This window comes from Flavobacterium sinopsychrotolerans (genome assembly GCF_900110375.1).
Lineage (GTDB): Bacteria > Bacteroidota > Bacteroidia > Flavobacteriales > Flavobacteriaceae > Flavobacterium > Flavobacterium sinopsychrotolerans.
This window is the reverse complement of sequence record NZ_FODN01000005.1, coordinates 208,083-228,638: the sequence shown is the minus strand read 5'-3', so window position 1 is coordinate 228,638 and position 20,556 is coordinate 208,083. Positions and strand designations below refer to the sequence as shown.

22 protein-coding genes and 1 tRNA gene are annotated in these 20,556 nt (G+C 33.6%); 11 read left to right on the top strand and 12 right to left on the bottom strand.

What is annotated here, in order from left to right; translation table 11 throughout:
- The first annotated feature begins 180 nt into the window (after nucleotides 1-180).
- Entirely contained in the window at nucleotides 181-1,743 is a 1,563-nt protein-coding gene (locus tag BMX64_RS11030; RefSeq protein WP_091171795.1) for an NAD(P)/FAD-dependent oxidoreductase, read from the top strand.
- A gap of 61 nt (nucleotides 1,744-1,804) precedes the next feature.
- Here BMX64_RS11030 and msrA read toward each other — a convergent pair whose 3' ends face one another.
- Both msrA and msrB read right to left on the bottom strand, forming a co-directional pair.
- The gene (gene msrA, locus BMX64_RS11025; protein ID WP_091171793.1) at nucleotides 1,805-2,431 is read right to left on the bottom strand and encodes a peptide-methionine (S)-S-oxide reductase MsrA; all 627 of its coding nucleotides are present in this window, start codon (nucleotides 2,429-2,431) and stop codon (nucleotides 1,805-1,807) included.
- Between the two features lie 84 nt (nucleotides 2,432-2,515).
- A complete protein-coding gene (msrB, locus tag BMX64_RS11020) occupies nucleotides 2,516-3,076 on the bottom strand; it encodes a peptide-methionine (R)-S-oxide reductase MsrB (RefSeq protein ID WP_091171791.1) in 561 nt (186 codons plus the stop codon).
- Between the two features lie 286 nt (nucleotides 3,077-3,362).
- On the opposite strand from msrB, the gene idi reads away from it, so the two are divergent.
- The 7 genes from idi (at nucleotide 3,363) to BMX64_RS10985 (ending at nucleotide 6,981) form a co-directional block, all read left to right on the top strand.
- Nucleotides 3,363-3,923, top strand: a complete 561-nt coding sequence (gene idi / locus BMX64_RS11015) for an isopentenyl-diphosphate Delta-isomerase (protein WP_091171790.1) — start codon at nucleotides 3,363-3,365, stop codon at nucleotides 3,921-3,923.
- Nucleotides 3,924-3,935: 12 nt separating this feature from the next.
- Complete coding sequence (locus BMX64_RS11010; protein ID WP_091171788.1) at nucleotides 3,936-4,346, top strand: 6-pyruvoyl trahydropterin synthase family protein; 411 nt, start codon at nucleotides 3,936-3,938, stop codon at nucleotides 4,344-4,346.
- Nucleotides 4,346-4,804 carry a peroxiredoxin gene (locus tag BMX64_RS11005; protein WP_091171786.1) on the top strand — a complete coding sequence of 153 codons (459 nt, stop codon included), beginning with the start codon at nucleotides 4,346-4,348 and terminating at the stop codon, nucleotides 4,802-4,804. Before BMX64_RS11010 ends, BMX64_RS11005 begins: the two co-directional genes overlap by 1 nt.
- A 134-nt stretch (nucleotides 4,805-4,938) precedes the next feature.
- On the top strand, nucleotides 4,939-5,901 hold the full coding sequence (locus tag BMX64_RS11000) for a type I phosphomannose isomerase catalytic subunit (protein WP_091171783.1): 963 nt from the start codon (nucleotides 4,939-4,941) through the stop codon (nucleotides 5,899-5,901).
- A gap of 68 nt (nucleotides 5,902-5,969) precedes the next feature.
- A complete protein-coding gene (locus tag BMX64_RS10995; protein WP_091171781.1) occupies nucleotides 5,970-6,236 on the top strand; it encodes a hypothetical protein in 267 nt (88 codons plus the stop codon).
- A 78-nt stretch (nucleotides 6,237-6,314) separates the two neighbouring features.
- Nucleotides 6,315-6,388 (top strand) — tRNA-Thr (locus BMX64_RS10990).
- A gap of 128 nt (nucleotides 6,389-6,516) precedes the next feature.
- The gene (locus BMX64_RS10985; protein WP_091171779.1) at nucleotides 6,517-6,981 is read left to right on the top strand and encodes a hypothetical protein; all 465 of its coding nucleotides are present in this window, start codon (nucleotides 6,517-6,519) and stop codon (nucleotides 6,979-6,981) included.
- Between the two features lie 135 nt (nucleotides 6,982-7,116).
- Here BMX64_RS10985 and BMX64_RS10980 read toward each other — a convergent pair whose 3' ends face one another.
- The 9 genes from BMX64_RS10980 to BMX64_RS10940 all read right to left on the bottom strand — a co-directional run bounded on the left by BMX64_RS10980 (nucleotide 7,117) and on the right by BMX64_RS10940 (nucleotide 14,703).
- The gene (locus tag BMX64_RS10980; RefSeq protein WP_091171777.1) at nucleotides 7,117-7,827 is read right to left on the bottom strand and encodes a DUF4369 domain-containing protein; all 711 of its coding nucleotides are present in this window, start codon (nucleotides 7,825-7,827) and stop codon (nucleotides 7,117-7,119) included.
- A 198-nt stretch (nucleotides 7,828-8,025) separates the two neighbouring features.
- Nucleotides 8,026-9,888, bottom strand: coding sequence for a M61 family metallopeptidase (locus tag BMX64_RS10975; protein ID WP_091171775.1), 1,863 nt, complete (start codon nucleotides 9,886-9,888; stop codon nucleotides 8,026-8,028).
- Between the two features lie 90 nt (nucleotides 9,889-9,978).
- Complete coding sequence (locus BMX64_RS10970; RefSeq protein WP_091171773.1) at nucleotides 9,979-10,326, bottom strand: hypothetical protein; 348 nt, start codon at nucleotides 10,324-10,326, stop codon at nucleotides 9,979-9,981.
- Between the two features lie 121 nt (nucleotides 10,327-10,447).
- A complete protein-coding gene (locus BMX64_RS10965; protein WP_244273284.1) occupies nucleotides 10,448-11,302 on the bottom strand; it encodes a hypothetical protein in 855 nt (284 codons plus the stop codon).
- A 200-nt stretch (nucleotides 11,303-11,502) separates the two neighbouring features.
- Nucleotides 11,503-11,781, bottom strand: a complete 279-nt coding sequence (locus BMX64_RS10960) for a DUF2805 domain-containing protein (RefSeq protein WP_091171771.1) — start codon at nucleotides 11,779-11,781, stop codon at nucleotides 11,503-11,505.
- 128 nt (nucleotides 11,782-11,909) lie between these two features.
- Complete coding sequence (locus tag BMX64_RS10955) at nucleotides 11,910-12,728, bottom strand: sterol desaturase family protein (RefSeq protein ID WP_091171769.1); 819 nt, start codon at nucleotides 12,726-12,728, stop codon at nucleotides 11,910-11,912.
- 45 nt (nucleotides 12,729-12,773) lie between these two features.
- The gene (locus BMX64_RS10950) at nucleotides 12,774-13,382 is read right to left on the bottom strand and encodes an alpha-ketoglutarate-dependent dioxygenase AlkB family protein (RefSeq protein ID WP_091171767.1); all 609 of its coding nucleotides are present in this window, start codon (nucleotides 13,380-13,382) and stop codon (nucleotides 12,774-12,776) included.
- A gap of 4 nt (nucleotides 13,383-13,386) precedes the next feature.
- Nucleotides 13,387-13,740 carry a DoxX family protein gene (locus tag BMX64_RS10945; protein WP_091171764.1) on the bottom strand — a complete coding sequence of 118 codons (354 nt, stop codon included), beginning with the start codon at nucleotides 13,738-13,740 and terminating at the stop codon, nucleotides 13,387-13,389.
- A 66-nt stretch (nucleotides 13,741-13,806) separates the two neighbouring features.
- Complete coding sequence (locus tag BMX64_RS10940) at nucleotides 13,807-14,703, bottom strand: EamA family transporter (RefSeq protein ID WP_091171762.1); 897 nt, start codon at nucleotides 14,701-14,703, stop codon at nucleotides 13,807-13,809.
- 292 nt (nucleotides 14,704-14,995) lie between these two features.
- On the opposite strand from BMX64_RS10940, the gene BMX64_RS10935 reads away from it, so the two are divergent.
- Both BMX64_RS10935 and BMX64_RS10930 read left to right on the top strand, forming a co-directional pair.
- A complete protein-coding gene (locus BMX64_RS10935) occupies nucleotides 14,996-17,101 on the top strand; it encodes a TonB-dependent receptor domain-containing protein (RefSeq protein WP_091171760.1) in 2,106 nt (701 codons plus the stop codon).
- Nucleotides 17,102-17,351: 250 nt separating this feature from the next.
- A complete protein-coding gene (locus BMX64_RS10930; RefSeq protein WP_091171758.1) occupies nucleotides 17,352-18,902 on the top strand; it encodes a DUF2254 family protein in 1,551 nt (516 codons plus the stop codon).
- Nucleotides 18,903-19,056: 154 nt separating this feature from the next.
- Here BMX64_RS10930 and BMX64_RS10925 read toward each other — a convergent pair whose 3' ends face one another.
- A complete protein-coding gene (locus BMX64_RS10925) occupies nucleotides 19,057-19,998 on the bottom strand; it encodes a LysR family transcriptional regulator (protein WP_091171756.1) in 942 nt (313 codons plus the stop codon).
- Between the two features lie 266 nt (nucleotides 19,999-20,264).
- Between BMX64_RS10925 and BMX64_RS10920 the strand changes: the two genes are divergently transcribed.
- On the top strand, nucleotides 20,265-20,555 hold the full coding sequence (locus tag BMX64_RS10920) for a hypothetical protein (protein WP_091171754.1): 291 nt from the start codon (nucleotides 20,265-20,267) through the stop codon (nucleotides 20,553-20,555).
- Nucleotide 20,556 lies beyond the last annotated feature (1 nt).

Sequence of the window (20,556 nt, the reverse complement as noted above, 5' to 3'; positions counted from 1 at the left end):
GTTCATAGATTTAAAGCACCAAAGTTACAAAGTCTAATTCGAAAATAGGCAAATTTGAAAATTTGAAAATGGATTCTTCTTTCAATAACAAGAAGTCAGTACAAAATACTACTTTTGTACCTGGATTATTTTAGACCTTTTTAAAAGTCAAATAATCTAAAAATCGAATAATCTAAAAAAATGCCTCAAGAACTATTATTACAAGTCTCTCCAGAAATTGCAGCAAATGATTTATTGTTGAAAAATCATTTATCGAAACAAATTACCGTTTCTGTAAATGAAATTCAGCATGTTTCTATTTTAAAACGATCGATTGATGCCCGTCAAAAAGCGATAAAAATAAATCTTAAGGTTGCAATCTATTTGAAAGGAGAACCTTTTCAAGAGCAAAAAATACAACTTCCAGATTATGGTAATGTGGCTGGAGCTCAAGAAGTAATTGTTGTTGGCGCTGGACCTGCCGGACTTTTTGCTGCTTTGCAATTGATAGAATTGGGGTTGAAACCAATTGTTGTTGAGCGTGGAAAAGACGTTCGCGGCAGACGTCGAGATTTGAAAGCCATCAATGTGGATCATCTTGTCAATGAAGATTCCAATTATTGTTTTGGCGAAGGCGGAGCAGGAACCTATTCAGACGGGAAGCTATACACCCGTTCTAAAAAAAGAGGTGATGTAACGCGCGTTTTGGAATTGTTTGTCGCTTTTGGAGCTTCGGAAGATATTTTGATTGAAGCGCATCCTCATATTGGTACCAACAAATTACCACAAATCATTCAGGACATTCGAGAGAAAATTATCGAATGTGGTGGACAGGTTTTGTTTGAAACCCGATTAACCGATATTTTAATAAAAAATAATGAAGTGCAAGGCATCGTCACTCACAAAGGGGAAACGATTCTTGCCAATAAACTCATTTTGGCCACAGGCCATTCTGCGCGTGATATATTTGAATTGTTGGATCGGAAACAGATTTTTATCGAAGCTAAACCTTTTGCCTTGGGCGTTAGAGCCGAACATCCACAATCGTTAATTGACAGTATTCAGTACAGTTGTGATTATCGTGGGGAATTCTTACCTCCCGCTCCGTATTCGATCGTCAAACAAGTAGGAGGAAGGGGAATGTATTCCTTTTGTATGTGTCCCGGTGGCGTGATTGCGCCTTGTGCTACGAGTCCCGGCGAAGTGGTTACCAATGGTTGGTCACCATCCAAAAGAGATCAGGCTACTGCCAATTCCGGAATTGTAATCGAATTGCAACTGGAAGATTTTAAACCGTTTGCTAAATTTGGTGCTTTGGCCGGAATGGAATTTCAAAAAAGTATCGAGCAACGCGCCTGGCACTTGGCCGGTGAAAGCCAAAAGGTTCCTGCGCAACGCATGGTTGATTTTACACAAAACAGAGTTTCATCGGATATTCCTAAAACGTCATATGTTCCCGGAACGACTTCAGTAGAAATGGGACAGGTTTTTCCTGGATTTTTAACGCAAATTTTGCGAGAAGGATTTACTGAATTTGGAAAATCGATGCGTGGTTATTTGACCAATGAAGCCATACTTCATGCTCCAGAATCAAGAACATCATCACCGGTGCGTATTCCCAGAGATCCGTTGACTTATGAGCACGTTCAAATAAAAGGTTTATATCCTTGCGGAGAAGGCGCAGGTTATGCAGGCGGAATTATATCTGCCGCTATTGATGGCGAGAAATGTGCGTTGATGATTGGTGCGATTTTGAATAAATAGAGCAAGCAGAAATTGAAGTCAGATTAGAGGCCTTTTTGTCGTTTTTTCAGGACTGGACATTCTATTTTTTGGTCTTTATTTTGCTCTTAAATAGTTTTTCAAATTTCTCCATTTTTGGTTGAATAACCATTTTGCAGTAGGGTTGCGTTTTATTATTTTCATAATAATTTTGATGGTAAGATTCGGCTTTGTAAAATTTTGTCAGCGGTTCTAAAGTGGTCACTATTGGGCTGTCATAAATCTTAGCTTTTTTCAGGTCATTGATAACTGTTTGTGCAGCTTTCTTTTGTGCTTCATTTTTATAAAAAATGACAGAACGGTATTGTGTTCCTACATCCGCGCCTTGACGATTTAGCGTGGTTGGATCATGAACTGTAAAAAAGACTTTGAAAATCTCATCCAGATTCGTTACGTTTTTATCATAAGTAATCTGGACCACTTCGGCATAACCGGATCTTCCGGTCGACACATCTTCATAGGTAGGATTCATATTTTTGCCACCTGCAAATCCTGAGATTGCTGATTGTACTCCAATAAGATTCTCATAAACAGCCTCTACACACCAATAACACCCGCCGGCTAGAGTGATGGTTTCAAGATTGGATTGTTTTTTAGTTTTATCAGTTGACCTATTTTGTCCAAACATACCAAATGAGACCAATAGTATAATTAAAAATATATTTTTCATACGTAGATAATATTTATTTTTTATTGGAATATGGTATCGCCATTCTTTGGTATTATTTTGATTTTGAATCTTGGCGATTTCATCTTATTTTGTATCAGGAATAAAGTCAAGTGCGATAGAATTCATACAGTATCTTTTTTTGGTTGGTTCTGGTCCGTCATCAAAAAGATGTCCTAAATGACCATCACATCTTCCGCAAAGTGCTTCAATTCTTTCCATTCCGAGAGAATTATCAGTTTTATAAACCACACTGTTTTTGTTTTCCTGCTCAAAAAAGCTTGGCCAGCCACAATTGCTTGAAAATTTGGCACCGGAACGAAATAGTTTGTTACCACAAGCCGCACAATAATAGGTTCCTTTGTCATCTGTATTCCAATATTTTCCTGTAAAAGGTCTTTCTGTATCCGCATTACGGGTTACTTCATAGACATCTTCGGGTAATACTTTTTTCCATTCGGCATCATTAACATTGAGTTTTGTTGTATCCGTATTGGAATAATACGGATTTCCGGTTTTTTTGATTGTATTTTCCATTATGATAGTTTTTTTTGTATTTCCTTGTTTTTTTGTTGTTTGTGCACAGGCAGTGAACATGAATAATAGCATTAAAAATAATATGCTTACGAGTTGATTTTTTGTTTTCATCTTTTTTTATTTACATTACAAATGTAAAGCGCTTTTAAATTTTAAAATGTCGCCTACTTTGCAATTGATTTTTTTATTTAAGTTTTAACCTATTTACATTTACGAGAGAATAGGACTTTTAGTTTTTGTTCTTGTAAAGTATAATAAAATGTAAATTAGAAGGTTATTTTGAACAATATAAAATTAGAATATTAGGATATTCAACACTCGTTAAACTTTTCACAAATTCAAAAACGGCATAGATACCAGTTCTTTTTTTGTATTTTTGACCTAATAATAAATCCATATGTCAGAAGAAAACGTAATCTTAGTTAATGAAAATGATGAGCAGATAGGATTGATGCCTAAGCTTGAAGCGCATGAAAAAGCAGTTTTGCATCGTGCTTTTTCGGTTTTTGTTTTAAACAGTAAGAATGAAATCATGCTACAGCAACGGGCACATCAAAAATACCATTCTCCTTTGCTATGGACCAATACCTGTTGCAGTCATCAGCGAGAGGGAGAAACAAATATTGAGGCAGGAAGCCGAAGGTTATTTGAAGAAATGGGTTTTAAAACAGAACTCAAAGAACTTTTTCATTTTATTTACAAAGCTCCTTTTGATAATGGTTTGACAGAACATGAACTCGATCATGTGATGATTGGATATTATAATGATGCGCCAGTTATCAATCCGGAGGAAGTGGAAGACTGGAAATGGATGAAAATTGAGGACGTGAAAAATGATATGGAATTTCACCCTGAATTGTATACTGTTTGGTTCAAAATAATTTTTGACGAGTTTTATCATTTTCTGGAAGAACATAAAAGCCCTTTGTCTCCAAATGCGGGAACACATACTCTCTAATACATACTACTTATGAAAGTTACCATTTCACGAAAAGCTCATTTTAATGCGGCCCACAGATTATACAGGAAAGATTGGACTTTCGAACAAAATGATGCGATTTTTGGTAAGTGCAACAATCCAAATTTTCATGGTCATAACTATGAACTGACGGTAAGCGTAACGGGGCAAATTGATCCGGAAACGGGCTATGTTATGGATGTTAAATTTTTAAGTGATATTATTAAAGAAGATGTCGAAGATCAGTTTGACCATAAAAACCTGAATCTGGATGTTCCGGAATTTCAGGATCTGAATCCTACAGCCGAAAATATTGTGGTAGTGATTTGGAATAAAATCAGAAAAAGAATCAAGCCAGAGTTTGAACTAGAAGTGGTTCTTTATGAAACGCCTCGGAATTTTGTAACCTACAAAGGAGAATAATGGAACTAAAAGTAGGGGATTCAATTCCCAATTTCACGGCAAAAGATACCAATGGAAACGATTTTGACAGTAAAAACGTAGTAGGACACAAACCGCTTGTTATTTATTTTTATCCAAAAGACAATACGCCGGGTTGTACCGCACAAGCTTGCAGTTTTAGAGATCAATATGAAGATTTTAAAGATTTGGGAGCTGAAGTAATAGGAATTAGCAGTGATAGTGCAGATTCTCATCAAAAATTTGCTAAACAGTATCAACTGCCTTTTATTCTTCTGTCAGATAGTGATAAAAAAATCAGAAAACTTTTTGGTGTTCCCACCGGAATGTTCGGATTACTTCCTGGAAGAGTAACTTATATAACAGATAAAAACGGGGTTGTCCAAATGATTTTTGATAGTATGTTAGCGACCAAACACATCCCTAAAGCACTTTCAGCCATTAAAAAGTTAGTTTTGTAGGTTTTTATATTAGCTACATTTTGTAATTTTATCTTAATTGGCATAGCTAAACCTCTTTTTAAATAACTGAGCTGAATACAAATTTGTGAGTATGCTATAGATTATGCAAATTTGCAATATCAAAAAACAGTAAAATGAAATTTTATCCATTGCAATTTGAACATATCTTCAAAGAAAAAATTTGGGGTGGCGAAAAACTGAAAACAATACTTAATAAACCAATTACATCAAATCGTATTGGTGAAAGTTGGGAATTGTCTACTGTAGAAGGGGATGTTAGTGTTGTAGCTAACGGAGAATGGAAAGGGAAATTATTAACAACTCTTATTAAGGAGTATCCAAACGAAATATTAGGAACGCAAGTTTATATAAGGTTTGAAGAACAATTTCCGTTGCTTTTTAAGTATCTTGATGCTCGTGAAGATTTGTCAATACAAGTACATCCGAATGATGCTTTAGCTAAAAAGCGCCATAATACTTTTGGGAAAACCGAAATGTGGTACATCCTACAGGCTGACGAAAATGCCCGAATAATTGTTGGTTTCAAAGGGAATTCAAATGCTAATGAATATTTAGAAAATCTAAAAAATAAAACCCTTCCATCCATTCTTGACGAGGTAAAAGTGCAATCAGGAGATGCATTTTTCTTAGAAACGGGAACAGTCCATTCTATTGGTGCGGGATTACTAGTGGCTGAAATTCAGCAAACTTCGGATGTCACGTATCGTCTCTATGACTTTGATCGCGTAGATGCAAATGGGAATACGAGGGAATTGCATGTTGATTTGGCTTTGGAAGCTATTAATTATAATGCCGTAGAAACTAAAAAAGAATACTCTAAGAACGTCAATGAATCCAACGCAGTGGTCGATTGTCCTTACTTTACGACTAATTTCATTCCTTTAGATGGCGCAGTTTCTATCTCTAAATCCGGAAAAACCTTTACTGTTTATATGTGCGTGGAAGGTGTATTTGAGATTGAATTCAATAATTCAAAAGTGCAATATGGAAAAGGGGATACGGTTTTAATTCCTGCTGCAATGAATTCATTCATTCTCAATGGAAAAGCTTCAATTTTAGAAATTTACATTTCATAGTCGGTAATAGAAAGATTATTTGTACTTTTGCAGACGCAAATTAAAATTCAAATTTTAAAAAAATAAAAATGGCAAACGTTAAGAATTTAAAAAAAGACATCAACTACGTTTTAGGAGATATTATTGAAGCAGTTTACTTGTTCGAAATTTCTACTACAGGAAAACCAACAACAGAAACTAATGCTCTAATCGACGAAGCTATCGCTGCTTTTGACGCTTTGATCACTAAAGTGAACGCAAAAAAGGTAGAAGATATAAAAGCTCACTTCAAACAAATCAATGTTGAATTGGAACAAACTGCTAATCAATTGATTGCTAAAATCAACGAATTGTAGTTAAAAAAAAAGCAAAAAAAGTTTGAATTTGTTTTGGAAAATAGAAATTCAGACTTATATTTGCACCCGTAATGAGTCGCCAGCGTAGCTCAGTTGGCTAGAGCAGCTGATTTGTAATCAGCAGGTCGTGGGTTCGAGTCCCTCCGCCGGCTCTTAATAAAACCACCTAACTTTTGTTAGGTGGTTTTTTGTTTTAAACAAAATAACAATTTAATTGTGTTTTTACGTAATGTGCTAATTTTTTTGTTAAATTTGAAATCTAACCTAAAATTAATACATAATGGAAGAGCATTCAGTTATTGAAAGTTTCGAGATGAAACTAAGTGAGTCTGCAAAAGACTTTTTGAAGGAAACAGCAAAGTGGGCCTATTTTTTATCGATTCTTGGTTACATAGGAATTGGCTTTATTATTTTTGCTGCTTTATTTGCCGGGACATTGTTCTCAGCTATGGGCAAGATGAATCCTGCCATGGGAGCCATGGGATCTTCTTTTGGGGTGGTAATGGCTTTTGTTTACTTTTTAATTGCGGTGCTTTATTTCTTTCCGGTATATTACTTAAATAAATTTGCTTCAAATGCTAAAGCGGCATTCAAAAATAACGATTCCGAAACATTGACTGCTTCTTTAGGATATCTAAAATCGCATTATAAATATATTGGAATTATGACATTAGTAGTTTTTTCTTTATACCTTTTAATGTTTGTAGGGATGATTGTTACAGCAATTGCTTTTAATAATGCATAGACAGTGCAGCTAATTAGATTGAGGTTGATATTTTAATCTATTTATAATAGGATCTAAACCAAAAAAACCATCTTGTTAACAACAAGATGGTTTTTTTATTCTACGGCTTAATTTAAAAATAAATCTCCTAATGAATTATTTTTGACTTTTAACTTTGGCTACATATTCCGTTAATTTTTTTCCATAAAGTGATTTTGCCACTTTTGGAGACATTGATTTTTGGATTGTATCTAAGTATTTCACGTTGATATCGTAAATCTCAGATAGTGCGATAAAAGGTGACACTTCGTAATCTCTGTTGTTTAAGGCAAAATTGGTAGCAAATAAATACTTTCGTTTTATATTCGAATCTTGTTTTGCAGTTAAGCTATCTATTGCTTTTGTATTTTGACTTTTGATGGCATTGAATTTTTTTTCAATCAGTGTGAGATTTTCATCTGTGAAACGAGTATTGATTTTTTTGTATTCTTCAAATATTTCCTGATTTTTTGACCCCGTAATTTTGGCATCCGATAAATAATGATCTAAACTGGTTTCGATAGTTATGTTACCTGGTTCAGCAAAAAAAGGCAGATTGTTGTCTAAAGAATTGCTCACGCCTCTATCCAAGAATAAATAAAGCATCTCTGGTGATGTAAGATCAAGATCGCTTTCGAAAGCAGCACTTCCATCAATATTGATTGTGTCAATAGCTACCAATGTAGTATCCACGATTCTTTGAATGTATAAGGTACCTTTTTTTAATCCTTTAATATTTCCGGTGATGTGCACATTGCCTTTAGATTCATTCTGGTTACAAGATGCTAACACGATAAGCGTAACGAATGCAATAATAGTTTTTTTCATGAGTAGTTAAAATTTGTTTTTGGATAGGGAATCGCCATTCTTGTTCTAATTTTATTAGAACGATTGCGATTTTATTAGTGTTTCTATTTTGGCGCAAAATAAAGAAAATTGTTGGAATGATTTAGGTAAAAACATTCAAATTTTACAAAAAAAATCCCAATCTATTTCTAAATTGGGATTTCAGGAATTATTTCTAATTTATGCTTTGAACCAAGCTTCTTTCAACGCTTTTTTTGTTGCATCAGTTGCTCTAAGCCCTTCTTTTTCTTCATAAGGAAGTTTTACTTTTCCTTTGATTATTTCTTCTTTACCATCACGTTTTATTTTAATTGTGATAGCGTCGTTTTCTTTCCAGTTTTGGCTTTCCGTAATCATTTCATAAATGTTGTCTAATGAATACGGTTTATCATTAATGGAGACTAAAATATCACCTCCTTTTAAACCCAAATTGGTGTAAAAAGCATTCAACTCCATATTAGGAATTACAAAGATTTCTTTTGTTTGTTGGTTTACGGTGATGTATGGTGTTTGTCCTTTTAAGAATACATTTCCAGGTACTTTTTCCATAGATTTTGTCACCCCAACTTTGGCCAAAAAAGTTCCGTAAGGAATTGGAGTTGCACCAGAAACATAAGTAGTCAAAAAAGCGCCTACTTCAGGATAGGTAAATGAAGTTATTTTTGCAAAAAGTTCATTGTCATTAAATGGTTTTGAAGCGCCATATTCATTAGATAATTTTTGCATCAAATCAAGAATTCCTCTTTCGCCATTACTTTTTTCTCTGATGATGATATCCAAACACATTCCAATTAGTGCACCTTTTTCATACACGTTCAAGTATTGGGCTTTGTATGGTTCTGTCAACACATTTGCGCTCATCGTAGTAAAAGGCATCGTGTCATTCATGGCATTTGCATGCTCAATTTTTTCTGCCATACGCTTATAAAACTCTTCTTCAGTGATTAATCCTTGATTGATCTGAAAAAGATTTGCAAAATATTCTGTAACGCCTTCATACATCCATAAATGTTCTGACATTTTAGGCGTATTGTAATCAAAATAATGAATCTCTTTAGAATGGATCGTTAATGGCGTTACAATATGAAAAAATTCATGTGAAACTACATCTTTCATTGATTTAACCAATTCTTCCTTTGGCATCATTTCAGGTAAAACAACAGTGGTTGCAGTTGGGTGCTCTAATGCTCCAAATCCTTTCGCATCTGTAGGTGTCATGCTTGATAAATACAATAATACGGTGTATTTTTTTGTTGCATTGATTTTTCCTAAAAACGTTTTCTGAGCAATCATCATCGTTTTCATCTCAGGAGTGATGCTTTCGGCAGTCACTTTTCCGGTTGGGGAATACACGCCAATCAGGATTTCCATACCATCTACAGTAAAAGTAGTATAGTCCGGTTTTGCGTACATAATTGGATTTTCAACTAATTCAGCATATCGAGCCGTTGTAAATACATCGTTAGTAGTGCTGGCATCCTGATCTGTCATTGAGGTTGCTCCCCAAAGCGTTTCCGGATGCGAAATACTTACATTGTAGGGAAGGTCTTTTCTGTCTTGAAAATAACCTGCAAAACCATGCATGTTTAGCATAAAGTTTTTGCCTGCATCAATGTTTGTTCCAGCTGGAGAAAAAATATCATTTTGACCAAAACCGCCTCCTTTTTCAGTATCGAATGTATCGTTTACCAAATAAGTGATTTTCACCAATGTTTTTGCATTTTTAATATTCCAGGTATTGTCATCTGTTTTAGTAACTGGCAACATGTTTCCTTTGCTGTCAAATGCTTTGAAATCTTCGATGTATTTTCCATAATCATCTACAGAATAGGTTCCGGGAACAATTTTAGGAATGCTGTATGTTATTTCATCTATGTTAATTTTTGGAGAAGTAATCGTGACAAGTACTTTGTCTTCTTTTACATCATTCAAATTAATAGCAACGCCTACCTGTTCTTTTGCAACAGCAGTAACAGCTGGGCTTGCAGTTTTACAGCTCCAAAGAATCGAAGCAAATGCCAGTGAATAAAGTATTCTTTTCATTTTTTGTTAATTTTATTTTTAGATAAGTCTTTCAGACTACTAAATTGTTACAGTTATTGTGTTTTTATGAGAAGGTTTTTCTGCTATGCGTTATTTATATGATGTATTTAATAATTGCAGTATTTCTTCCGGATTTTCAACTTCGATAATCAGTCTTTTGTAATAATGATTGTTTAATTTGATAATTATAGCGTTGTTTTTATTCATCACATCCCAGAAATTCCTGCCTTTTTTGTAAAATGTTCCAGCAGCTATATAACCTGGAATTTCTGTACCGGGCATTCTAAAGCCTTTCCAAAAGGTAAGTTCCTCTTTGTTTTGATACGCTTTAATGATTTGTTCTTTGGTAACCCTAATTTTACTTTCTAGTGCCCATATTTTATGCCAGCCTTTAATTTCGAAAATAAATGTACCGTCTTCGGATGTTAATGAAACCATAATTAATTCAAGAGATTAAATTGTTTTGAGTTCGTTTTATACGATGACTGCAAAATACAAGGTGTTCAGAATTTATATTAAAAATTAGGACTGCTGATTACGGGGTTTAGTTTTTGAAATTTTATTTTTCATTGTTTTCCTTTTCAAATTCTACTTCGTAAATGGCTAAGGAAGATTTCATACTCCCTTTTTTTGCCCCTTTCTCCCATTCTAATTTAGCTTTATTCTTTTCTCCAATTAAATAATAATAGGATCCTAAAACGGTGTGTCCTTCCATTTCCCCCATTGCTATAATTTTATTTCCTAAAGCAATTATTTCAGGGTTTTCGGTTATTTTTTTAAATTCATTATTACTGTCAGTGTTTAATAATGAAGCGATACCTCCATAATCATTCACGAGAATTAGTCCAAAATTATCTAAACAAGCTTTTCCGAGTCCTCTGTCGCATAGGTCTTTTATTTTAGCAGTATGGTTGGTTATATTGTTATCCAGTAGTAATTCTAACTGGTTCATGTTTTTATTGATACGATAATATTCATGAAGTAATTCCGCTGTTTTTTTTGCTGAATTTTCATTTTTTCTATTATTGATTACTAAGGTGTCTTTTTTAGTCCAAACCCCATTGCTGACCCAATCAGATGTGCCAATTAATGAGTTTTCTTTAATTTTAAACTTAAAAATACTTTTGTCAGGAAAAATAATTAAGGAATCTCCTTTTGTAAAATAATCTCCTTTTCCCATTCCCATGATGTCAACTTTTCCGTTTCCATCAAACTCAAAATGAGAATACATTAAGGTGTCCGATTGTGCAACGTAATAGCCTTGAAGGGCATTGTCAGTGTTTTGAGCATTGATAAAATAAGTACTCATTAACAAAAAACAAACAATACGATTAAATTTCTTTTTAATCGTATTGTTTGTTCTCTTTTTTAATCTATTTGTTGGTTGAATTATTCTATTGAATGATGGTAACATATTCGTAAAATTTATGAATAATTATTTTTAATTACTGTTTTAAACTTTGAAATAAAAAAAGTTGTTTTTGCCAAGTGCAGATTCTTATTTCAATCTTTTAAAATTAATTTTTAAAGTTAGAGCTTAAAGTTGGACTTTTGATTTTCTGATCTTCTCAATTAATTATTAAAAAAAAACTCCCGAATTTCAGGAGTTTCATTTTAATCTAGTTTGTTTTTTATATAATACTTACCATCCAAGTCTTCATCAAAATCATCAATTTTAACGGGTTTTGGTTTTGGTTTATTTGCAGTAGCTTTCTTCTTCCACATTTCGAATTTTTCTGCCGGCATCTTCTTTTTCATGATCTCAAGAACTTCTTTTTCGACCAAACCAAATTCTTTTTTTATGATTTCAAAAGGATTTTTTTCTTCTAAAGCCAATGTAACAAGTTTTTCTGTTTGCTCCCAGTTCAATTCTTTTCGGTTACTCTTTTTCATCACGTGAAAATTAATTCAAATAAGTTGTTAATGATTAATAAATTACATTTCTAATTTGATACCAATATTAAGAAAAAAAATAATTAGATTTTCTCAAAAGGTCATTTTTTTTATGCTTTTTGTTTATTTTATTTTAATGGTGCTTTTTGAAACGGTATTTTCAATAAATTTTTTAATTCATTGTGCTCTTCGGGCTTCGGATGCGTGTCAATTCCGTAAATGATTTCTTCTTTTGGAAGCGTCATGAAAGTCCCGAAAAGTCGGTCCCAAATTGAGAATATATTTCCATAATTACTATCCGTATATGGCAAAACATAGTGGTGGTGTACTTTGTGCATGTCCGGAGAAACAATAAAATAACTCAAAATAGTGTCTACTTTTTTTGGAAGCGAAATGTTCGCATGATTGAATTGGGTTGCCACAACGGATAGCGTTTGGTACAGGAAAACCATCCACATGGGACTTCCTATGATCAAAACTCCGAAAGCAGTAAATGCAAACCTAATTATACTTTCTCCCGGATGATGCCTGTTTGCTGTTGTGGTATCAATCCATGTATCCGTGTGATGGATCAAATGGAAACGCCATAAGAATTTGGTTTTATGTTCTACTAAATGTACCAAATAGGCGCCAATAAAATCCAATAAAAGTAATCCGACTAATGCGTAAAGCCACAAGGACATTTCCGGCAGCCATTGTAGAATTCCAAAATTGTTGGCAATTGTCCAGTCGGCTGATTTCAACAATATAAAGGCCAAACAAAAATTCACTACAATAGTCGTAAACGTCATAAAGATATTAATACCCGCATGATGCCATTTTTTATAGGTGAAATTAAAAAGCGGAAAAGCATTTTCAATCAGCCAAAAAAAAGTGATTCCACCCACAAGAATTAAACTTCGGTGTGAAGACGGAATCGTAGAAAAATAAGCAATGATAGCATCCATAATTTGAGTATTTGTTCCAAATCTAATAAATTTTTTATAAAATATCTATTTGATTACCCGAAAAGTAGCATTTATTCTGGGACCAATGGGCTTTGCAGTTTTTGGAATTTGATGTTTCCAGAAATGTTGTGTGGTTCCTTTCATCAGGAGTAAACTTCCGTGTTCCAGAACGATGCTTTTTTTCTGGTCTTTGTCTAAATTATGTTTCAGCTGAAACGTGCGTTCTGAACCAAAACTCAACGAAGCTATAACAGGATTTATCCCTAATTCTTTTTCGTTATCGGCATGCCAGCCGTTGCTGTCTTTTCCGTCGCGATACTGATTGAGTAAAACGGTTGTGAAAATGGTATCCGAAACTCTTTCGATTTCTGTTTTCAGCTTTTGCAAAAGCAAATTCCAAGGATGCGGTTGCATGGTTATGTTCGAATAGGTGTAGGGTTTTCCTTCGTTTCCAAACAAAGCCGTCAAACGGGGTTGCGGATGAATTTTTCCATATACCCGAATTTCGTCATGTTGCCAAGGAATATCTTTTAGTAATGCGGAAAAAATAATATCCGCTTGCTCTTTGTCAAAAAACTGAGGATAATAGATGATTTTAGCATCCGGCAAATCAAGAAATAGGGGTTCGGATGTGGATTCGAAAAGTGATTTCACCGGATTATGTATATTGGTACGCCCAGAAAATGAGAACTAATTGTAAAGGCATTCGCAAAAGCAAAACCCATTTTGGCAAACCCATTCTTGCTTTTTCATCAAAATACATGTACAAATGTGTCGGGAAAATAGCAATCAATAAAGCGATTACTCCCCAAGCGGCGTAGCTTGAAAGCACCGGAATGCACAATGCAATTCCCAAAATTATTTCCGCTAAACCACTAATCTGGTTTAGTAATTTGGGATTCGGGAAATAAGGCGGAATGATTTTCAGGTACAATCTCGGGTTTCTGAAATGGTTTAATCCTGCAATAAAGTAAACAAAAGCCATCACATATAAATGCCAAGGTAAATTCATAATAAAATTATTTGTTACGAATTTATAAAAATTTTGATATAATCAACACAAATATTTGAATACAAATTAGTTTGATTTCTTAAAATTCACATTCATAATGACAATTGCCAAGATGATTAAAATAATTCCAATCCATTGGATTAAACTCACATTTTCGCTCAAAAGAAAGTATGCCATAAGTACTGATACGGGAAGTTCCAGTGCAGAAACAATACTTCCCAGACCAATTCCGGTAAGTGGGAAACCAGCATTGAACAATAAAGGTGGAATTATGGTTCCAAAAAGAGCCAGTATGATTCCCCATTTCATGAAAATCTCAAAATTGAAAGGAGTAGTTTGTGTCGCAATTGCAAATCCGGTTACAATAACAGCACCACCAAGAAGCATGTATAAACTGCGTTGCGCTGAGGAAACATGTGTGGCTACTCGATTAGCGGTAAACATGGTTGTGGTGAAGGAAGTTGCAGCCAATAGTCCCAAAACGATGCCGCGCCAGTCTAATTCTACTTTGCTTTGAATCAGATTTGTGGCAAGCGCCGTTCCAAATAATACGATGATTACCGATATGATTTTTTGAGTGGAAGGTAATTTCTTTTCTAAAATCATTTCGAATAAAACACCCATCCAAACGGTTTGCATCAATAAAACGATTGCAATTGAAACGGGAATGTATTTAACGGCCAAATAATAAAAAATACTCGTCATTCCCAGCGAAGTTCCCGCCAGCATTAGTTGCGTAATGTTTTTCTTGGATGCTTTTATAACGTCATTTCCCTTTTTAGCTTTTTGAAACATATTAATAAGCAGCATTCCCGTGATTCCGTATACGAATTGCGCAATGGTAACTTCGGGTGTTGTAAAACCTTCTCCGTAGGCTATTTTTACAAAAGTAGCCAGCATTCCATAACTCGTTGCGCCAAGACCTACCAGGAAAACTCCTTTTAATACGTTATTCTTTATCATTTTTTTCAATTTTAAAAAGCGGGCAAAGATAGGATTTTGTTCCTAGTTCTGGCTACTAAAAGAGGAGTTAATGTTTAAGACTTTAATTCTGTTTTGATTTTGCTTTGCAATGAGGAGATTAAGGCTAAATGGATAGGATGTTCGATTGAAATAAAGTTTAAAATTTTAGTTCTTTTTTCTGAGTTGTCTAAGGTATAAACTTGATTCGGAAACAATCATTTCTAAAATCATTTCGTTTTTTGGTAACGTTTAGAACCTTTGCACTACTAAAGGAGTAACACAAATAGAAACGATGAAAAAGAATCATTTATTGAGTATGTTTTTTTTGGGAGCGATATTCACACTCTCGGCTCAAGAAGAACCCAAAAAAGCAGTAGAATTGAACGAAGTTGCAATTGTAAAAACTAAAAAAGCTATTGAGCAAAAAGCGGACAGAACCATATTTGATTTTTCCAGTCAGCCCAGTTTGAATTCCGGATCCGTATTAGAAGGGATTAAAAAACTACCTGGACTTATCGCTTCAGATGTGGCTGGGATGATGTATCAAGGCAAACAGTTGGATGTTTTTATGGACGGAAGACCGCTTAATATTACTTCAAATGAACTAAATTCTTTTCTAGAAGGAATGCCTGCGAATGCCATTGAAAAAATTGAGATCATCACGCAACCAGGAGCAGAGTTTCCAGCTACTTCCGGTGGTGCGATCATGAATATCATCACGAATAAAAACGCTAAAAATTATCTAAGCGCTACGTATACCAATAGTACTAATATTACTAGTTACGATCATTTGCGATGGAGAATAAATAATAGTCTGTTGTTGAGCGCTAAGAATAAATATTTTGGATGGCAATTGAATGTTGGACAAAATTATAGAGAATCAGCGGTGTGGACTTCACTGACTAAAAATGAAAATAATACGACTTCGTTACTTTCCACAACTGAGGCAGATCGCTTCGGACGTACTAATTTTGCAAAATCTGCACTTACGTTTGATATTGGCAACGACCGATTGTTATTTAATTACGATGTGAACTACAGCAACAATAATAGCAATACATTAGGAAATGGTCCCAGTTTTAGTACCAATGATGATTCCTTTACGGATGCTTTGCGTCAGGATTTTGTTGTTACTTTCCAAAAAAAGTTTGAGGATAAATCTAAAAAATTGGATTTTAGATTCAATTACAATAACAACCAAAACGATTTCACACTGAATTCTAGAACTAATAATGCTACACTATTAGATAATGCTTCGACACAGCAATTGTATAACGCTAAATTTGATTATTCGCAACCCATTGCATTTTCTGATGAAGGGAAAATAAGCTTTGGTGGTTTATATGAAGCGCTTCTTTTTGAAACCCAAAACATGGAAATTGTGAACTTGGATTATCAACGGAAAACAGCAGCAGCTTACGGTGAGTTACAAACTAAATTTGATAAGTTCAATTTTATTGTGGGCGGTAGAGCCGAGGATTACAACATTACTGGAAAAACCGACACTGCGGATTTAATTCCGTTTAAACAATTCCGTTTTTTTCCAAATGCAAGTGCTCAATATAATTTCAGTAATTCTGTTTATTTTAATGTCAATTACAATAAGAAAATAAGTTTGCCAAGCACTTCTGCTTTAAATCCAAACAACACCAATTATCAAAATCCAAATATTGAATATTCCGGAAACCCGAATTTGCAACCTACTATTTTTGATAATTACGAAGCAAAATTGAGTGCTTTTGATTATGCTTTTATCGGATACAATGTAAGTTCTGCTCAAAATCAGGTAATCAACAGAGTATTGCTAACAGACGATGGTGTTGCAAATACCAATATAAATGTCCCTCAAATAAAAATTCATAACTTTAATGTGGGATTGCCAATTCCGTATATGCTTTTTACAGAAGGACTTAAAGAAACTATGAAAATGAATATTAATCCGGATAAAATGAACTTTTTATATGTGTATACGGCGTATCAGTTTCATCAAATTCCCGAAATTAAGACCAATGGTTTTTGGATGTTTAATTTGATGTCTCAAATTCTGTTGCCAAAAGACATCAAGTTTGTAGCTAACTTTAATTACATCATGCCGAAGGGGAATTATTTTTATTTCATTGCTGAGAAACCTTTTAATAATACGCTTGATTTAACGTTTTCTAAAAAATTTTTCAAGGACCAATTGTCGGTTTCAATAAGTGCGGATGATATCCTTAATTCGAACCGATTTGTGTTTAGTTCTGTTGGTACGCCTTTGTTATTGGCAAATAAAAACGATACACGTCGTTTTGGATTCAGTGTAAATTACAAAATTCCAACAAAAAACAAATTGGCAAAAGAGGATCCTAATTTATTAAATAAAGAGAAAAAAGAAGAAGGAAATATCTTGAATCAATAACGTACAATTTTATTCCTAAACACAAAGACCTGTAAGTTTACGCTTGCAGGTTTTTTATGCTTTAAAATTTAATCAAATAATCTGGAAACTTCTCTTTACGAAATACGCCAATATTTTCCCTTTTTATGAGTTCTGATAAGTTTTTGCTAAGTTTACTGTCTCAACTACTTTTCTGTTTGATGTATAAAGTAAGCTAAATCATTCTGAAAAAGACATATTTAAGCTAAATTTACCTATTGAAATTTAAATTATGATACAAAAATTAAGACAGCGAGTCAAAAATATATTGGAACATCAGATAAAACATATGGGTACCTTTACCAGTGGTATTTATGCGTTTATTATTGGTTCTGTTTTATTGACAATTGACTATTATGTTGATTTTGGAATGAAATTCAAAATCAATGAAATGGAAATTTACAATCGGCTGATTCCGGTTTCTGCTATTCTAATCTCTATTCTTATTGGAATTTCATTAACTACTTTCTCTGTTATTTTTGTTGTGATGCAGCTGGCATCCTCTCAGTTTTCACCCCGAATTTTAAGACATTTTTTGTCAAATAATATCAAGATGCAACAATTTATCGGATTGTTTGTGGGTACTATTTCGTTGTGTGTATTACCTCAATTGGCTTCCGTTTTTTACCAAACTTCTTTTCTTTTAACACTTACTACTGGTTCTCTGCTTGCTTTTTATTGTCTGGTATGGTCTTATCCTAATATGATCAGCTATTTAAGTATAAACATGAATGTTTCCAGTATTACAAATGGAATCAAATCGGAAATGGTTGAAGAAATCAATGATTTGTATCAGGAAAATTGGAGTGTGGGAAAGAATCTCCTCTACAAACGTTCCAAAATTAACCCGGATAAATTTCAAGTAAAAATTGTAAGTCCCTTTGAAACCGGTTATTTGGATAGCGTAAATTATAAAAAACTAGAAAAAATAACGGAATATATCAGTAGTTCTGATGTGGGCGTTCTTTTTGAAAACGCCTATCAAAAACCTATTGTAGGGGAATTTATTATGAAAGATACTACTACGCTTATCGTATTAGTTTTTAACGAGGAACTCCAAATGAATCAGATACTTCGTTTGAAGAATGAAATAGGAGCGATTGTCAGTACTACTTTTAAAGTTAAGTTGTTCAGAAGTCACACGCAAGATGTGAATTTTGGTGTTAGGAAACTAGTAGATATTGCGATAAAAGCCATTTCTCCTGCGGTGAATGATCCAACGACTTGTTTGAATTGTATAGACCAAATAGGGGAAATAGCAAAAGAATTAGCCATACGAGAATTTCCTTCTTCGGATTCCAGGACTTTGGGTTCCAAAAAAATACAGGTAAATGAATTTAATTTTGAGGAATTCATTGACTTTTGCTACGATCAGATTTTTCAGTGGGGAAAAGAAGATCCTACTGTTGTGAAGAGAATTATTAGATCAATCCGGATTGTTTTACCATTAGTTGAAAATCCTTTCAATTTGAAAATTTTAATTCAGCAAGTTGAAGAAATGGATTTACTTGAAATTTATAACTTGACACAATACAAAAAAGGGAAGCTAAAAATATCAAAAGAAAAATTAGTAATTGTTGAAAAGGAATTGTCTCGATTTAGACAAAAAGCTCAGTTACAAATTAAAGCATTGGAACTAAAAGGAATTTTAAATCATTACGAGACAAATCATTATTCGGATAATTTAGAAATTACAACTGCTGAAATTGAAGCTATTGATTATCTTAAAGCTTACAAAACGGTAGCCGATACTATTTATTACAATGGAAATGAATTAACATAAAAAGTTTAGATGAAGAAAGCTGCTATCGATTAGCGAGATTGGTGCCTATTCTATGGTCTTAACTAGCTGCGATAGCCAAAATCGATTTTGAGACAGAAATACAAATTTAAAACTAAAAAAATGCCAAAGTTCTCAGGTGCAAAATCATTTTGTTCTATGCGTGATTAACATCCTTTATTACATTTATCCAATTAAATTTTTGCTCGATAATTCTTATTTTTTCTTCTTGTATGAATTTTAAATAGGCAGCAGCGACCGGTGAAAACTTCTTGCCTTTTAACCATATTAAATTCCAGTTGGACTGAATTGGTAAACCTTTTACAGGGATTATTTGTAAATCACGATTGTTGAGTTCATTCTTAATTCCAATTAAAGGCATAATAGAACATCCAAGTCCAGCCAATACAGCTTGTTTTATAGCTTCATTACTAGTGAGCACCATTTTTTTTGGAACCGTCAACTGATTGTTTTCAATGAATTTTTCCATTACGAAACGTGTCCCTGATCCTTCTTCCCGATAGATTATGGATAGGGTTTCGATAATACTTTTATCTTGAATTCCTGTTGCTGTTTTTTGGTCACTATTAGCAATAAGGTACAGCGAATTTGGCATTAACTCCACTTTTTCAATTTGCAGAGAATCAGGTAATACTGATACTAAAGAGAAATCTACTTCATTTCTTTCTAAATTTTTGAGTACTTTAATTTTATTAGTTACATCCAAACTTAATTCCACACCTTGATTCTTTTTTAGAAAATCAGATAAAAAATAGGGTATAACATACTTGCCTGTGGATACGACGGAAATTTTCAATCTCCCGGTGAGTTGCCCCTTGAATTCCATTGTTTTATAATTGATGGCATGTACTTCATTAAGAATTTTTTCAGCTGCCATGGCAATTTCTTTTCCAAAATCGGTCACATAAAGCTTTCTTCCGATTACCTCCGTTAATGGAACATCAAATTGATCTTGAAGATTTCTTAATTGAATGGAAACTGCGGGTTGCGTAAGATGAAGTTCTGCCGCAGCCTTAGTAATGCTCTCGTTTTGTGCTATTTTTAAGAATACTTGTAGCTGATGGAGTGTATAATTCATAAATATTTTTTATGTATATCATTACAAATATAAATAAAAATTTATGAATCAGTGATTTTACCTTTGGAGAAATTAAATTAGTCGCTATGATACATAAAATCAAAAATAAAGGAATTAGTTTACTCGTTGCGGTGATTTGGCTAATCGTTGGAATACTATTGACATTCCTAGAACCTAACAATTTGTTTTTTACCCTGTTTCTTGGTTCAGGAATATTTTTTACGACTTACACATTACAAAAAAATAAAATTTTATTATAAAACGCTATGAAGAAAGAATATCAATTTAAGCTGGTTGAAGGGCAGTTTTCGCCATCAGAAGCAGGCAAAGTACTGTTTTCATTGATAAATAGTAAGATTAACTATCATAATTTAGAAATATTTAGCAATCAGATTCGGTTCAATAAAGAGAATCCACATTCAAAAATAAGACAAGAGACACTTTTAGATGCATCGGCCTACATTAAGGAGCTTATAAAGGAAGCGGCACTAAAGGATATGGATTTAGAAATTGAAGGTGTTATTCAACTCGTACTTAAACCAAGAAATAAGGATTAAG

What these genes read in the sequence shown, in the direction of transcription:
- msrB (WP_091171791.1), bottom strand. Translation starts at nt 3,076, where the DNA reads ATGAAAACAAAAAATCAACTCGTAAGCATATTATTTTTAATGCTATTA.
- BMX64_RS10980 (WP_091171777.1), bottom strand. Translation starts at nt 7,827, where the DNA reads ATGAAAAAAACTATTATTGCATTCGTTACGCTTATCGTGTTAGCATCT.
- BMX64_RS10930 (WP_091171758.1), top strand. Translation starts at nt 17,352, where the DNA reads ATGATACAAAAATTAAGACAGCGAGTCAAAAATATATTGGAACATCAG.
- BMX64_RS10925 (WP_091171756.1), bottom strand. Translation starts at nt 19,998, where the DNA reads ATGAATTATACACTCCATCAGCTACAAGTATTCTTAAAAATAGCACAA.
- BMX64_RS10935 (WP_091171760.1), top strand. Translation starts at nt 14,996, where the DNA reads ATGAAAAAGAATCATTTATTGAGTATGTTTTTTTTGGGAGCGATATTC.
- BMX64_RS11005 (WP_091171786.1), top strand. Translation starts at nt 4,346, where the DNA reads ATGGAACTAAAAGTAGGGGATTCAATTCCCAATTTCACGGCAAAAGAT.
- idi (WP_091171790.1), top strand. Translation starts at nt 3,363, where the DNA reads ATGTCAGAAGAAAACGTAATCTTAGTTAATGAAAATGATGAGCAGATA.
- BMX64_RS11030 (WP_091171795.1), top strand. Translation starts at nt 181, where the DNA reads ATGCCTCAAGAACTATTATTACAAGTCTCTCCAGAAATTGCAGCAAAT.
- BMX64_RS10945 (WP_091171764.1), bottom strand. Translation starts at nt 13,740, where the DNA reads ATGAATTTACCTTGGCATTTATATGTGATGGCTTTTGTTTACTTTATT.
- BMX64_RS10940 (WP_091171762.1), bottom strand. Translation starts at nt 14,703, where the DNA reads ATGATAAAGAATAACGTATTAAAAGGAGTTTTCCTGGTAGGTCTTGGC.
- BMX64_RS11010 (WP_091171788.1), top strand. Translation starts at nt 3,936, where the DNA reads ATGAAAGTTACCATTTCACGAAAAGCTCATTTTAATGCGGCCCACAGA.
- BMX64_RS11000 (WP_091171783.1), top strand. Translation starts at nt 4,939, where the DNA reads ATGAAATTTTATCCATTGCAATTTGAACATATCTTCAAAGAAAAAATT.
- BMX64_RS10985 (WP_091171779.1), top strand. Translation starts at nt 6,517, where the DNA reads ATGGAAGAGCATTCAGTTATTGAAAGTTTCGAGATGAAACTAAGTGAG.
- BMX64_RS10970 (WP_091171773.1), bottom strand. Translation starts at nt 10,326, where the DNA reads ATGGTTTCATTAACATCCGAAGACGGTACATTTATTTTCGAAATTAAA.
- msrA (WP_091171793.1), bottom strand. Translation starts at nt 2,431, where the DNA reads ATGAAAAATATATTTTTAATTATACTATTGGTCTCATTTGGTATGTTT.
- BMX64_RS10920 (WP_091171754.1), top strand. Translation starts at nt 20,265, where the DNA reads ATGAAGAAAGAATATCAATTTAAGCTGGTTGAAGGGCAGTTTTCGCCA.
- BMX64_RS10995 (WP_091171781.1), top strand. Translation starts at nt 5,970, where the DNA reads ATGGCAAACGTTAAGAATTTAAAAAAAGACATCAACTACGTTTTAGGA.
- BMX64_RS10965 (WP_244273284.1), bottom strand. Translation starts at nt 11,302, where the DNA reads ATGTTACCATCATTCAATAGAATAATTCAACCAACAAATAGATTAAAA.
- BMX64_RS10955 (WP_091171769.1), bottom strand. Translation starts at nt 12,728, where the DNA reads ATGGATGCTATCATTGCTTATTTTTCTACGATTCCGTCTTCACACCGA.
- BMX64_RS10960 (WP_091171771.1), bottom strand. Translation starts at nt 11,781, where the DNA reads ATGAAAAAGAGTAACCGAAAAGAATTGAACTGGGAGCAAACAGAAAAA.
- BMX64_RS10975 (WP_091171775.1), bottom strand. Translation starts at nt 9,888, where the DNA reads ATGAAAAGAATACTTTATTCACTGGCATTTGCTTCGATTCTTTGGAGC.